Genomic DNA, 13729 nt, shown 5'->3' on the forward strand with positions numbered 1-13729 from the left:
AGTGGTCTGAAACTATTAATGGTCATCGGAACCGCTTGGTTATTTGATGCGGCTGATGTAGCACTATTATCATTCATCATGCCACTACTTAAGAAAGAATGGACTCTAACCGATGGTCAGATTGGATTGGTTAGCTCGATCACTACTGTCGGAATGATGATTGGGGCCGTTCTTTTCGGATATTTAGCTGATCGTTTTGGCAAAAAGAATATTATTATCATTACATTATTATTATTTTCTATTAGTAACCTAGCTTTAGCTTTGACAACTAACCTTTCTCAATTTTTATTAGTCCGATTCATCACTGGAATTGGTTTGGGCGGTGAATTACCCGTAGCCACAACCATTATTGCTGATTCATTTTCTGGACACAAACGCTCTAGAATGTTAATTCTTGTTGATAGTTTTTGGGCCATCGGTTGGATCATTGCATCCCTACTAGCCTTCCTCTTTATGCCCGTCTATGGCTGGCGTCCAACCGTTATCATTACTTCAATTATGGCCTTATACACTTTGGTTATTCGTCGTCATTTACCAGAACAAACTAATATTAAGAATGAAAAATTAAACTTAAAATCGACCCTCAAGCAAATTTGGTCATCTGATTTTCGTCGGGCAACCTTTTGTTTAAGTATTCTCTGGTTTGTCATCATGTTTTCTTATTATGGAATGTTTCTTTGGCTCCCAAGTGTCTTGATCAAACGTGGCTTCTCAGTCGTACATAGCTTTGGTTACACGCTACTGATGAGTGTGGCACAATTACCAGGCTATTTCTTAGCTGCCTATCTGATGGGGAAAATTAGTCGTAAGAAGGTACTAGGAATCTATCTTATTGGCACAATTATCGGAGCCTTCCTATTTGGAACCGCCCAAACTGTTTGGTTAGTCGTTCTTAGCAGTTGTATATTATCATTCTTCACCTTAGGGGCCTGGGGTATTATGATTGCTTTAACTCCAACTCAATATCCTATTGAAATTCGTGGTGTAGGAATTGGATTCACTCAATCAATTGGTCGCATCGGTGCTACTATTGGACCTTACTTGATTGGTTTTTCTTTGGGAAAAGGTATCAACGTCGCAACTATCTTTTCTTATTTTGTCATAGCTCTCATTATTGGTATCCTTGTTTTAACCTTTGGAATGGTCGATCGTGACCAACAATGATTTTTTCGTTTGAATAATAAAATGGCCTCAATTCAAATTACGAATTGAGGCCATTTATTTTATTTTAATTTTTATAAACTAGCTGTTTCTGAATGATCCTTTGTCAAAAGTTCAATTCGTCCATCAACCTTAAAATATTTTTCAATTAAATCTTTCAACTCAACAATCGCCTCACTGGCACGTTTGGCCTGCTTTTCATTGATTGCTTCAATAACTAAAACTGAATCAGTAGTATCCTCTGTCAACATAGTTCTTTGAGCCTCACGCCAATTAAGACAACGGCAAATGGCACCAGCTTGGTCATAGTAAATGATTTCTCCTGGTAAAGCCGGAGCGTCTTCTGTAGCCCCTAATGGTTTAAAACCTTCGCCACCTTGAGCTTCTCCCAAATGGAGATCACCATCAAAAGCATTAATATTTTCACCACCACAGGGAACACCATATTTCAAAGAAATACTATTATAAATATCCACTAAAGGATTGATTGGTGAAAATTCACGTCCTTGGCTAACTCGTTTCAATAAGGCTTCAATGGAACAACGAACACCCTTTTTGGTTTTAAATTGTCTAAAGGCCTCACGCCATTCATCAACAACTTCATTATCTTTAAATGATTCATTAGAAATAAATTTTTCTGACTCTTTAGCTGAATCGCTTAACAACTTAGCAAAGTAAGGATCATCTTTTTCATCAACATGATTGTCAATACCATGAATTACTAATGTACTGATTTGTGCTTCAGGGAACAATTCCCAGAACTTATTATCTACTATTACTTTTGTCAAAATTACTACCTCAAATCCTTCTTTAAAATATAATCCGTTTGAACTGAATCACCCATTACAAATTTATGTTCACTATATCGTTCAAATCCCATTTGACGATAAAATTTTTGAGCTGGGAAATTTTTTTCCCAAACTCCTAGCCAAACTCGTTTTTTTTGTAATGCTTGAGCTCGATCCAAACCTAACTCCAATAACTTTTTACCTAATCCCAAACGTTTAAAAGGTTTTCTAATATAAATTCTTTGAATTTCCAAAAAATCGTCTGCCATTAATTCACTCTGAGCATCCAGAATATTAACCTTCAAATAGCCTGCTAGTTGCTCGTCCAAATACATAAAATAAAATTCTGAATTAACATTAAGCATTTCAGTTTTAAGAACTGTCAGATCATAGGCCGAGTCGATATATGCTTTTGTATTTGCTGGCGTATTAAACTCTCCAAAAGTATCAGTGTATGTTTCAATACTGATTGCTTGTAAAGTTGCTAAATCCTGCAATGTACATCTTCTTATTTGAAATGCCATTAATATATCCGCTTATTACCTTTCTTAACATATTCCCAGTTCTCAGAAATATTACCTTCAACCGTCTCCAACAATTTAAAAATTTGTTTTCGTTCGGCCGACGATAATCCCTTAAGGGCAATTTCATTTGAAAAATGTTCTTCTCGGTCAAGAATCGGATAAACTTTTTTACCTTTTTCAGTTACAAATAATTTCTTTTCTTTTTTATTATCCTGTGACTGTTTCCTGACAATAAACTCATTATTCTCTAACTTTTTGATGGCCCGAGCTGCCGTGGTACGATCAACTTTGATCATTTCAGCGACTTTCTCTTGAATAATTCCAGGATGCTCGTAAATTCTAGCCAAATAAATATACTGTCCCTTAGTTAAATCGTATTGCTTAAATTCAATATTACTGATTGAATCCAATGAACGTGCGATTACTCCAATTGATCTCAAAATATCTGCCACAAACATGCCTCTCTTTCGAACAAAAATTATTGTACAACCATTTTGTTGTAATTGCAACAAAATGTATAATAAAAAAAGTGACAATCAATAAATTGCCACTCTAAATTAATATTCAATTTTTAATTAATGGCATAGCCAACATTGTGAGCAAATTGATCAATCGATTCTTTATATTCTGTACCGTTAGTTAACTTTGTAAGAACATCTTGAACCTTACGATCATCACGCAATCTACCAAATAGATATTGGAATGAATAATTCTTATTTAGTAAATTATATGTCTTTAAAACAAAATCTTTAGCATAATCCTCTTTATCTAAATCTTTTGCCTTATTAATATCGGTATATAGCTCCGATAGAATTCTCTTTGCTTCAGTATTGTCATTTAGTTTCATCAATACACACCACCTAATTAAGTATTAAGACTCCACGTAATAATAAGCGCCTATGAAAGCGTTTACTATATTCCGTGTTTCTATTATATAACTAATAGGAGAAAATTTCACTTAAATGCCAAATATCTATAAATTAATTATTTGTTGTTTTAAAATTATGTTTTAATCCTGGCCAAACCCATTTATCGGCACTAGCTATCAAAATTCCATTAAAGATAAATGAGAACAAAGTTCCAATGTTAACCGAATACACCCCTTTGATAGCAACTCCAGCCACAATGATAATGATAATTGGAGGGACGAAGTCAATGATCTGAGCAGCGGTCGAATTACCCTTCAAATATAAAAATCTTAGAATATTAGTCGTGTCGTCATTAGGATGCATCACAATATTAGCCCGCTGATACAAAGAAATAGCTATACAAAAGAAGACTACTCCTAAGCACGATAAAATAGCTCTTAAAAATATTGAAAGATTGGGTACACCCACTCGATTTAATAAACTCGTAAAGATATTTACGAAATAACTGAAAAAAAGAACGTATAGAATTTCACCAATCAATCGTTTTCCATCAAATCGTTTAATCAAAAACTGATTAGTGATGGCATTAATTACTCCCATAGTAAACAGTAGTAAACCAGTATTCCAAGCAAACCAATGATTCATATTCACTGCAGCGGCCGTCCATAGGCCACTACCCATATCAGCTGAAATACATAATCCATTACCGAATGCGTTTAGAATCAATCCTGAAACTAACCCAATGATTCTCGTTTGTATCGAATTTTTGATACTATCACTCCTCACAATATGTTGATTATGGTACAACACATTGACCTTTGGACACAAAAAAAGTTGAGAAATAATCTCAACTTTTTACTTTAATAAATTATGACTGACTAGATATTCATGAGCTACTTTTGAAGCCTTCTCATGTTTTACAGTTACTAAATAATTCATTTTTTGCATATCAGTAGCACTGATTTTTCCAGATAGTTTATTCAAAGTCTTCTTAATTTCAGGATACTTTGTAGCAAATTTTTCTGTCATCAAAGGTGCCCCCTGATATGGTGGAAAATAATTCTTATCGTCTTTTAAAACTACCAAATTGTATTCTTTGATTTCTGGGTCCGTCGTATAACCGTCGACTAAGTTAACTTTATCATTAGCAATTGCCTTATAACGAATCGATGGTTCCATTGTTTTAACGCTGGCAATATCTAAGTTATAGGATTTTTTAACTCCAGGAAAACCAGCTGGTTGCTGATAAAAATCAGGATCGAAACCAGCATGTAATTGGCCCTCAATTTTAACTAAATCACTGATGGTCTTTAAATTATATTTCTTAGCAAAACTCTTTTTAACTGCTAAATCATAACCATTTTGATATTCCATTGGTTGCAAATAAGTCATCTGAGCTTGTTCTTTTAATAATTTTTGAGCCAAAAGATAAGTTTTTTCAGGATCATGCCCTATCTGTTGCTTATTTTTCACTAAAGTTTGTAAGACCGTTCCCGTAAATTCTGGATAAATATCCACTGAACCCGTCTGCAAGGCTTTATAAAGAAATGAAGTACCACCAAAATTTGGTTTTAAAGAAACCTTCATATTAGGATGATCCTGTTCAATTAAATCCTTATACATATTGATTAAAATTTCTGGTTCGCCACCCATTTTACCGGCAATGGTAATATTAACATCAGGTCTAGCAATACTACGATACCCAGCATATCCACCAAATAAAACAATCATTGTGGTAACCAAAATACCTATTTTCTTCAAGGAAAGTCTGGAAATGATTTTGATCAAAAAACTAAAGATCAAAGTCAAAATAGCTGAAAGTACTGCACCAATGAGCAAAAGAGCATTGTTATTGGTTTCAATTCCCAAAAGAATATAGGTACCTAGACCACCAGCACCAATTAATGCTGCTAAAGTAGCAGTCCCAATGATCATGACCATAGCAATTCTAATGCCGGAAATAATCATCGGCATTGCTAATGGTATTTGAAATTTAAGTAATTTCTTAGTTCTAGACAATCCAAAAGCCTCAGCAGCTTCCTCCAAATTAGGATCAATAGTTGTTAGTCCTGAATAAGTATTTTGAAAAATTGGCATCACCGCATAAATAACTAATGCGATAACTGAAGGAATTGTCCCAATTCCTACGAAAGGAATTAGGATACCCAATAAAGCCAAACTAGGAATTGTTTGTAAAATACTGGTTATTTGTAAAATAACTTCGGCAGTTTTTTTATGTGTCATTAGAATAATTGCTAAAGGAATTGCAATTAGTGCCGCAATAAATAATGAAATCAATGATATTGAAATATGTTGACCCAACGCCTCCATGATACCGCCACTCTGAGTTTGTAAAATATGAATTACTGCATTCACTATTTCTCACCTTCCTTAGCTAAAAAGTCTAATAGATCGGCAGTAGTAATTTTACAACTCGTATTATCATTATCAAAAATGACGATCCCACTATTATCTTTTAATTCTGTTGCCAAACGATTAATTGAATCCTGTTTTAATAATGTTGAATTTATTTCAGATTGGGTTCCCTGACCCAAACCAGAATCCAACAATTCACCGACTGTTGCTTGGCCAGTCTTTTCCAATTGAAAGAATCCCTTAACGAAATCATTTTTAGGATGGTTCAAAATATCATCCCGATTACCAATTTGTTCCAAATGTCCTTTGCTTAAAACGGCAATCGTATTACCTAAACGAACTGCCTCATGCATGTCATGTGTGACAAAGATAAAAGTGATCTTTAATTCACGATGCAACTTTAAAACCAAATCCTGTAATTGAGTTCGTGAAATTGGATCCAGAGCACTGAAGGGTTCATCCATCAATACCATTTTAGGACTCGTTGCTAATGCCCGAATGATACCAACTCGCTGCTGCTCCCCTCCAGATAATTCATTAGGAAAACGTTTCGCATACTCTTCTGGTTTTAAACCAACCTTATTCAATAAATCCCAAGCAACACGCTTTCTTTTTTCTCTAGGCCAATGTAATGATTCTGGTTGAATGGTAATATTTTCTTCAATCGTCAAATTAGGAAATAAAGCAATATTTTGTAAAACATAGCCCATATTGAGACGCATTTCTTGAAGATCATATGTGGCAATATCCTTATTATCAATTAATATTTGTCCAGAAGTTGGTTTGATCAGACGATTGATCATCTTTAAGGTCGTCGTTTTTCCACTACCACTTGTTCCAACCATCACAAAAAAATCTCCATCTTGAATTTCTAAATTCAAATCCTCTATGGCTGGATTATCCTCATATTGTTTATATACGTGTTCAAACTTTATCATAACAAATCTCTTTCGTGTAACTTTTTAAGTAACAAGAATACTCAAAGAATAATATATGATAATTCGAAATAACTGTCAAACGAAACGCACATTATCAATTGATTGACTAATTTGACAAATCATTCTATGATAATACTTGTAAAATCAAAAGTTACATATGAGGTAAAATATACATGAGAGTATCAACACGTTTTAGTGATTCCATTCATATCTTAGCTTTCATAGATATCTATGATCAAAAAAAACTTTCGAGTGAAATAATTGCTAGTAGTATTGAAACATCCCCGGTTGTTGTTCGACGACTAATGGGAGTTTTACGAGAAAATAATTTAATTGCCACTAAAAAAGGCACTGCTGAACCCAGATTATCCAAAAGTCCGAAAGATATCACGTTGTTAGACGTATATTTGGCCGTTGAAGGTGATAAACAGTTGTTTACTCTGGACACCAGTACCAATCCAGATTGCATCGTCGGTGGTAATATACAAAAAGTTTTAGGCGCATATTATGAGGATGCTAAAATGGCCGCCTTACGAAAATTTAATAATATTTCGTTACAAGATGTTATTGAAACTATCTTAGTTGAGCAAAAAGCAAAAGAACATCGTATTAATAATTAAATTTGACGATTGTGACAAACCATCAAAAAAACTGTATTAACCGGAAAATTCCAGTTAATACAGTTTTTTATTTTTTATAATTTTTTATTAAAAACTCTTTTAGCCCTGTGGCAGGACGTCCCATTATCTTTTGATAATCATCACTGACAACATTCAAAAGTCCACGTCCACCAGCATCATACATTGAGGACAACATATGACCTTCGTTACCATCATTGTAGATCTCACCGAATTCATTCAAACTGACTGGTTGATATCCAATTGGTGATCCAGCAACTTCACTTAAAACTTCAGCCAATTGAGGCATTGTATAATTTCTTGATTGCGTTAATGTATAAATTCGCCCATTTTCTAATAGCTCTGGTGTCGCTGCAACCTTCGCAAAGGCTTCTGAACTATCATTCAAACTAATAAATGATAAAGCCTGATCATTCATCGGATAAATCACATTTTTTCTTTCAATTAATTCTGGCAAATATGGCACTAATGGATCAGCGTACAAACCATTTCTAACAATAGTATAAGGTATACCTGATGAAGCCAATCTTCTAGGTAAATAACCATAAAATGCTGACAAGTCAAACGGATTATTGGCTTGATCGGCAATAAATCCCATTGCAAGAATATGACCTAAGTTAGCCTTTTGAGCAGCCTGAACGACATTCTCCAATTCAGTGACCCGACTAAAACTGTCATGACTCTTGCTAGGAACATAAATCAGAACATCCTTATCCTGAAAAGCCTTGATCAAACTATCTTCTTGAAGAAAGTCGATTGGCACAACGCCAGCTCCAGTATCTGAAATGTGTTTTGCCTTAGCAACCGTATGAACTCCAGCAGTTACATCCGTACTAGGAACCAATTTCAATAATTCTTTAAATATTTGGCTACCTAAATGACCTGTAGCACCCGTAATAATATACTTCATTATTTGACTACCTCCTGATTACGTTATACATGTTACTGTGATAGTTACAAGTAGTCAAATGATTTATCTTTTGAATTTAATATTTTTTAACAAATATATGGTAATAAATAATATAATAAATTTAAATAGCTTATTGGAGGGATTCTAATGCAAAAAATTATCATTGATCAAGATTTTTGGGATATTTTTCCAGACGTGGAAATTGCTGTAATGACCGCACACAACATCAATAATAAAGATGATTCTGATGTACCAACTGATCTTATCCAAAATGCCAATGAGATTGCTAAAAAATGGGTTCCTGACGACCCGATCAGTGCCAATCCTGTTGTGAAAGCCTGGCGAGATGCCTATCGAAAGTTTAAAACTAAGAAAGGTGCCCGTAATGCTGTTGAGAATCTTCTCAAACGTGCTAAAAACAACAAGGGCGTTGGCAACATTAATCCCATCGTTGATGTCTACAACTCCGTTTCACTAGAATACGCCTTTCCCATTGCGGCTGAAGATCTGGATAAAATTGTTGGTGACGTTCATTTGACGGTCGCAAAGGGTGGGGAAAACTTCACTCCTATCGGTGAGGATGAAGCTGAAGAAGCTTTACCAGGCGAAGTAGTCTACCGTGATAATCAGGATATTATCTCACGTTGTTGGGCTTGGCGAGACAGTGCTCGAGTTGCTGACACTGATGACACCAAAAATCTACTCTTCTATATGGAAAATATTCAACCAGATCGAAAATCTGATCATTTAAAGGCCGCAGATGCTCTAAAAAATCGCTTCCATGACTACTTAAAAATCGATATCAATGACGTTACTATTTTGAATAAAGCTCACCCTGAATTCATCTTTGCTCAATAAAAGAGTTTCAATTTACACTTTTAAATTCTAGGCTTTAGCAAGATTTAAAAATATTAAAATAGCCCAAGAATAATTTCATTCAATTATTCTTGGGCTATTATTTTTTTATAACCATAAACAAACGAGTCGTGCCCATTTTTTATGAACTTAAACTTTTTTTTTTACCATTGTTCATGATTCCAAAGACGACCATCAACTTCGCCCTTTAATTGTTCAGTTCTTTTATTTTGTTCTTCTACAACCTTTTGCATCGCTACTAAGAAGGCTCGGTTTTCATAAGCTGTTTGTTGTTCCGATAATTTTTTAACCTGGTTACTTAACCAGATACCTGTTTCATCAACATTATCCATAAGTTTATTCTTCCTCCCCTTGTTTAATCAAACTGATGGTACTTTTCAACTGATCAACATCTTCTCGACGTTGAATAAAGGTATTCAAAACAGTTTCACATTCAGTACAGCTAGTGCCACTGAAATATTTCAAACGATCAGTGAACTCACGTTCAAACCAGGCCTGACGATTAGCCAACGTATCCGGATAAACCTGAGTCAAGTAGCGTTGATAGTCTATCAATGTTTGCATTTGTTTTTGATCATCCAAATATTGGAATTGCGAAATCACAAAAGTAGGTAAAATCTGCATTTTAGCCCGATCAGCGATTGCATGATACGGAGCCATAATTTCATCGATAGTGATATTCTCACTGCCACCGCGTTGAAAATCTTTTGCTGGCATCCCTGTATTAACAACAATTCCAAACTCTTTATCACCGAGATTATCATCCCCATCTCCGTAAATAAAATTACGAGTCAAAACTTTATCTTCCCAATTTTTCAAACCAGCCGGTGCCGCATACCAATATAATGGAAATTGAAAAATTATTCGATCAGCATCCATCAACAAAGCCTGTTCTTTATCAACATCAATTTCTTTCAAGTCTTCGACGTGATGCCATGTAACATCTTGTAATTTTGCACCCTGCATTAAAAATTGCTGCGTCTGTGAGGCATTTATTTCTGGATGTGAAACTACTATTAAAGTCTTCAAAATCAACATCTCCAATCACTAATAGAATAGCAAAAATTCCCAAAGGATGACAGTTTCAACAATTTTTTGAAACAAACAAAACTACACAATGATATAATTTAAAAGATATATTAGAAACGTTTAAGGAGATAAATAATGGAAAGATATTATATTGTTGATAGTTCTATTCTTCCTGAATCCTTTGATAAAGTTATAAAAGCGCGTAACTTACTTGAAACTAGAAAAGTTCATAATGTCAGTGAAGCCGTCAAGGAAGTTGGTATCAGTCGTGGTACCTATTATAAATATAAGGACTTAGTTTTTTTGCCTGACGAAGAAATGACTGACCGAAAAGCCGTTATTTCAATGATGCTTCATCACCAACAAGGCATTCTTTCCAAAGTTCTCGTTGATATTTCTGAATCAAATGCCAGCATTTTAACGATCAACCAAAATATTCCAATTCACGGTATCGCTACAGTTGTTATCTCTTTGGATATTAGTCATCTTAATGGAACTATTGACGAACTCTTGGACAAATTAAAATTATCCGATTCTGTCGATAATGTTCGCCTTATTTCCATCGAATAATACTCTAAAAAACCTCCGAAATCATCTGATATGATTCGGAGATTTTTTTATATTCTATAATCTTATTTAGGCCAAGCGATATACATTGCCAAAAGGACATTCACCATTCCTACAAAGTACAAACACTTAGCACCGATATTATTTTTAATATGACTTCCGGATATTAAAAGGAATAGTCCTAAAATAAAAACTATTGCTATGATCAAAAAATTCATTCTGTCACCTATTTTTCCGATTAAATATTTTACTTAAAGACACTTTAAAGAAAAAATGTGACGAATCAATGAATTTGTTATGTAATTTATATAACGTTTTTAAGGGCGATTCCACAAGAAATTTTCTATATCGTGTAATACCTTAGGGTTTCTTCTAGTCAAAGCACTATGTTCAGCACGTGGTCCAGTGAACAAACGAGCTTGATAAGTTTGATGTGATCCTTTAAAAACTCTTTGTAACGATTGGGCTGATGCAACTGGAACTGCTTTATCAAAATGATCTTCAGTGGTCAGTTGTCCCATAATATTTAACTCCCTAATATGCAATTTTCTAATTGTTGAATCCGGTTCGATATATGTTCTGAAATCCCGATTTAATTGCTTGGAATAACGCCAATCATTTCTCCGATAAATATCTCGATTCAACACTTGCATTGGTGCAGCAATATTTACTAAAGAATCAATTTGTGGTTGATTCTTTTTTTGACTATAAGTTTCCAAATAATACAACACTGCATTGTTTCCCCAAGAGTGGGCCACGGCATTAAATCGAGTTACACCATAATTCTGATGTAGCTTTTTTAATGTGGCATCGATCCACTTGGCAGTATGATGATAATCTGACTCATGATTGTTCAAAAAAAGAATTTGAATCTCAGGATTATGTGCTGATTTAGGCCAATTTCCAAATAATCTAACTTTACCTTGTGGGTTAACCGTGATCGTTAAAGTTCTTGTCGCATAACCATCTATTTGTGACTGATCAATCAAATAATCCATTGAATGTACTGTCCCACCAAAGCCATGGAAAAATAGTGTTGGTATTTGACGTTTATTAGATTTCGTTGTTTCGGTAGTACTGGCTGAAACTCGTTGTTCTAAAATTAGGCCACTGACTGCTGTGGTTAATATTATTAGCATAACTTTTATTATTAAATTAATTTTCTTCATAATTATCACCAAATATTTATTATTACCAAATTCTAAGACAATTTGAAACTTAGTCAACCAAAAAAGACCTGAATCAAATTCAGATCTTTTTCATAAGTTCTATTCTAAAGATTTTGACCTTTTTCCCAAGTGGTCTTAGAAAGCATCAAGCCTTGTTTAACAATACTATCAAACAATTGATGAGTCCGATGAGAAATTTCGCCAGCGGTTTCTAAATTACTCTTAGTCAAGTAATCCGCTACATCACCAGTAACTCCCTCATCAGCAGCTTCAACCCGTTGACGGGCATATGACTGACAAGAATCCAGATAAGCATTGACAGTTTCAGCATATTCGTGGAAATGTGGCTCGATCATAACTGACAAAGTCTTTTCTAACCAGTAAATATTATCGACTGAAACATCATTGGTAGTATTCTTATAATCTTCTGGAGTATCAGTAATATTAGTAAAGAATGGTACATAAGGACTATAAGCAAAGAATCCTAAAGCAATCCATTGAATGGCCGCGTGATCATCATCAACATCATTTCTAATTTGGAGAATTGATGAAGCTTGGTTACGATCCATAGCGATTGAACGGAATTGTTTTTGTTCATCTTTGGTTCCTGAAGCAAAAGTTCCAAAGGGATCAAATTTAGTTCCGTTATAGTGTGATGACAAGAAAAATTCAACATCTTCAATGGCAATCTTCTTGCTAGGTTTTCTAACCATAGCCATATCTTGGGCTGTTGGTTCCTGCTCAATTTCCGGATTAAATAATTTTTGACCATACCATGTCCGTGGTGTGTTGTAATAAGCATCAGCTTCACTTTGTGTTCCAAAGATTTCACGGAAGTTAAAATGACCTGGTTGAGGATTCAAATGATGTTTCTCAACAAATTCCACTAAATCAGTTGCAACTAAAAAGTTATCGGTATCGTTTGGATAAACTTCCTCCATAACAGTCTGATTAGGTACGATAGCATACGTGTCTTCTGGCAAACGCATTGCAGCCCAGTGATGACCACCAGCCGTTTCCAAAAGCCAGATTTCATCTTTATCATTAAAAGCAATACTATTGCATTCACCAGTACCATATTTTTCTAACAAAGCACCCAAACGTGCAGCGCCCTCTTTAGCAGTTTTAATATATGGCAAAACCAATGTCAACATAGCTTCTTCATCAACACCATCGTGGACTAACGGATCATATCCTAAAACACGTGCATTAGTAGCAGTTGTTTCTGTTGAGCTCATACCAACATTAAACTCATTGATACCAGCCTCTTCATATTGACCATCACTTTGATCTGCCTGTGGTGTAGCGGTGTAACGATAAGCGTGATCAGGTAGCGGTACTTTAACACCTGTGGTTATTGATGTATAAACTACATTTTGCTGATTTTTAGCAGCGTGAACAACAAATTTAATGGGATTGATTGGACCATAACCGTCTTCATTGCGGGCGACAATAGTGGAACCATCCATACTAGCAGCTTTCCCTACTAGGATTTCAGTACAATCGGAACTTGGATTAATCATTTTCGTTCCCCCTTTATTTATTATCAAGTATAAGATTAAAGTTTCTTTTAAGCTAGTAAGATTATTATATGGTTTATCAAATTATTTATTTGTTTTTTAGCCGAATTAATTGGACCAAGTATAAGTCGCTGCAATAGCAATAATTCCATCCGTAAAAGCCTCAAGTCTTCCTTTATCCATTCTTTTCATTTCTCTCTGTAATATATGGAAATTATACAACAGACAAAAAAAGAGACTTGAAATTAATCAAGTCTCTCCCCAATCGACAAATATTTATATTTAATGGAACTGAAACGAGCTACGGAGAATAGATTCTTGTGCTTTTCTACACTCGAAAATACTCAAAATCTCCTCTGTTCTC

16 protein-coding genes are annotated in these 13729 nt (G+C 34.6%); 4 read left to right on the plus strand and 12 right to left on the minus strand.

Annotated elements, in window-relative coordinates:
* Window positions 1–18 precede the first annotated feature (18 nt).
* Window positions 19–1164: an MFS transporter gene (locus tag IV57_RS06630; RefSeq protein WP_057880761.1), complete on the plus strand. Its 1146-nt coding sequence runs from the start codon at window positions 19–21 to the stop codon at window positions 1162–1164.
* Between the two features lie 71 nt (window positions 1165–1235).
* On the opposite strand, the gene IV57_RS06635 is transcribed toward IV57_RS06630, so the two are convergent.
* From IV57_RS06635 to IV57_RS06665, 7 genes are all read right to left on the minus strand, one after another.
* Window positions 1236–1949 carry a B3/B4 domain-containing protein gene (locus IV57_RS06635; protein WP_057880723.1) on the minus strand — a complete coding sequence of 238 codons (714 nt, stop codon included), beginning with the start codon at window positions 1947–1949 and terminating at the stop codon, window positions 1236–1238.
* Window positions 1950–1954: 5 nt separating this feature from the next.
* Window positions 1955–2473, minus strand: coding sequence for a GNAT family N-acetyltransferase (locus tag IV57_RS06640; RefSeq protein ID WP_057880724.1), 519 nt, complete (start codon window positions 2471–2473; stop codon window positions 1955–1957).
* Complete coding sequence (locus IV57_RS06645; protein ID WP_057880725.1) at window positions 2473–2925, minus strand: MarR family winged helix-turn-helix transcriptional regulator; 453 nt, start codon at window positions 2923–2925, stop codon at window positions 2473–2475. Before IV57_RS06645 ends, IV57_RS06640 begins: the two co-directional genes overlap by 1 nt.
* Before the next feature lie 119 nt (window positions 2926–3044).
* Window positions 3045–3320 carry a hypothetical protein gene (locus IV57_RS06650; protein ID WP_057880726.1) on the minus strand — a complete coding sequence of 92 codons (276 nt, stop codon included), beginning with the start codon at window positions 3318–3320 and terminating at the stop codon, window positions 3045–3047.
* 133 nt (window positions 3321–3453) lie between these two features.
* Complete coding sequence (locus IV57_RS06655; protein ID WP_057880762.1) at window positions 3454–4086, minus strand: DUF6198 family protein; 633 nt, start codon at window positions 4084–4086, stop codon at window positions 3454–3456.
* A gap of 111 nt (window positions 4087–4197) precedes the next feature.
* On the minus strand, window positions 4198–5718 hold the full coding sequence (locus IV57_RS06660; protein ID WP_157051926.1) for an ABC transporter permease/substrate-binding protein: 1521 nt from the start codon (window positions 5716–5718) through the stop codon (window positions 4198–4200).
* Window positions 5718–6656 (minus strand): ABC transporter ATP-binding protein, encoded by a 939-nt coding sequence (locus IV57_RS06665; RefSeq protein ID WP_057880727.1) that lies wholly within the window; start codon window positions 6654–6656, stop codon window positions 5718–5720. Before IV57_RS06665 ends, IV57_RS06660 begins: the two co-directional genes overlap by 1 nt.
* 173 nt (window positions 6657–6829) lie before the next feature.
* Between IV57_RS06665 and IV57_RS06670 the strand changes: the two genes are divergently transcribed.
* Window positions 6830–7276: an Rrf2 family transcriptional regulator gene (locus IV57_RS06670; protein ID WP_057880728.1), complete on the plus strand. Its 447-nt coding sequence runs from the start codon at window positions 6830–6832 to the stop codon at window positions 7274–7276.
* 67 nt (window positions 7277–7343) lie between these two features.
* Here IV57_RS06670 and IV57_RS06675 read toward each other — a convergent pair whose 3' ends face one another.
* The gene (locus tag IV57_RS06675) at window positions 7344–8204 is read right to left on the minus strand and encodes an SDR family oxidoreductase (protein ID WP_057880729.1); all 861 of its coding nucleotides are present in this window, start codon (window positions 8202–8204) and stop codon (window positions 7344–7346) included.
* Between the two features lie 147 nt (window positions 8205–8351).
* Here IV57_RS06675 and IV57_RS06680 point away from each other — a divergent pair, with 147 nt between their 5' ends.
* The gene (locus tag IV57_RS06680) at window positions 8352–9062 is read left to right on the plus strand and encodes a B3/B4 domain-containing protein (protein WP_057880730.1); all 711 of its coding nucleotides are present in this window, start codon (window positions 8352–8354) and stop codon (window positions 9060–9062) included.
* Between the two features lie 161 nt (window positions 9063–9223).
* On the opposite strand, the gene IV57_RS06685 is transcribed toward IV57_RS06680, so the two are convergent.
* Window positions 9224–9412, minus strand: a complete 189-nt coding sequence (locus tag IV57_RS06685; protein ID WP_057880731.1) for a hypothetical protein — start codon at window positions 9410–9412, stop codon at window positions 9224–9226.
* Window positions 9413–9416: 4 nt separating this feature from the next.
* Window positions 9417–10109 (minus strand): NAD(P)H-dependent oxidoreductase, encoded by a 693-nt coding sequence (locus tag IV57_RS06690; protein ID WP_057880732.1) that lies wholly within the window; start codon window positions 10107–10109, stop codon window positions 9417–9419.
* A gap of 135 nt (window positions 10110–10244) precedes the next feature.
* On the opposite strand from IV57_RS06690, the gene IV57_RS06695 reads away from it, so the two are divergent.
* Complete coding sequence (locus tag IV57_RS06695; protein WP_057880733.1) at window positions 10245–10679, plus strand: ACT domain-containing protein; 435 nt, start codon at window positions 10245–10247, stop codon at window positions 10677–10679.
* Between the two features lie 314 nt (window positions 10680–10993).
* Here IV57_RS06695 and IV57_RS06700 read toward each other — a convergent pair whose 3' ends face one another.
* Both IV57_RS06700 and IV57_RS06705 read right to left on the minus strand, forming a co-directional pair.
* On the minus strand, window positions 10994–11845 hold the full coding sequence (locus IV57_RS06700; RefSeq protein WP_057880734.1) for an alpha/beta fold hydrolase: 852 nt from the start codon (window positions 11843–11845) through the stop codon (window positions 10994–10996).
* Window positions 11846–11949: 104 nt separating this feature from the next.
* Window positions 11950–13368, minus strand: a complete 1419-nt coding sequence (locus IV57_RS06705; protein ID WP_057880735.1) for a C69 family dipeptidase — start codon at window positions 13366–13368, stop codon at window positions 11950–11952.
* Window positions 13369–13729: the final 361 nt, after the last annotated feature.

The sequence above is a fragment of the Companilactobacillus kimchiensis genome, from assembly GCF_001438805.1.
GTDB lineage: Bacteria > Bacillota > Bacilli > Lactobacillales > Lactobacillaceae > Companilactobacillus > Companilactobacillus kimchiensis.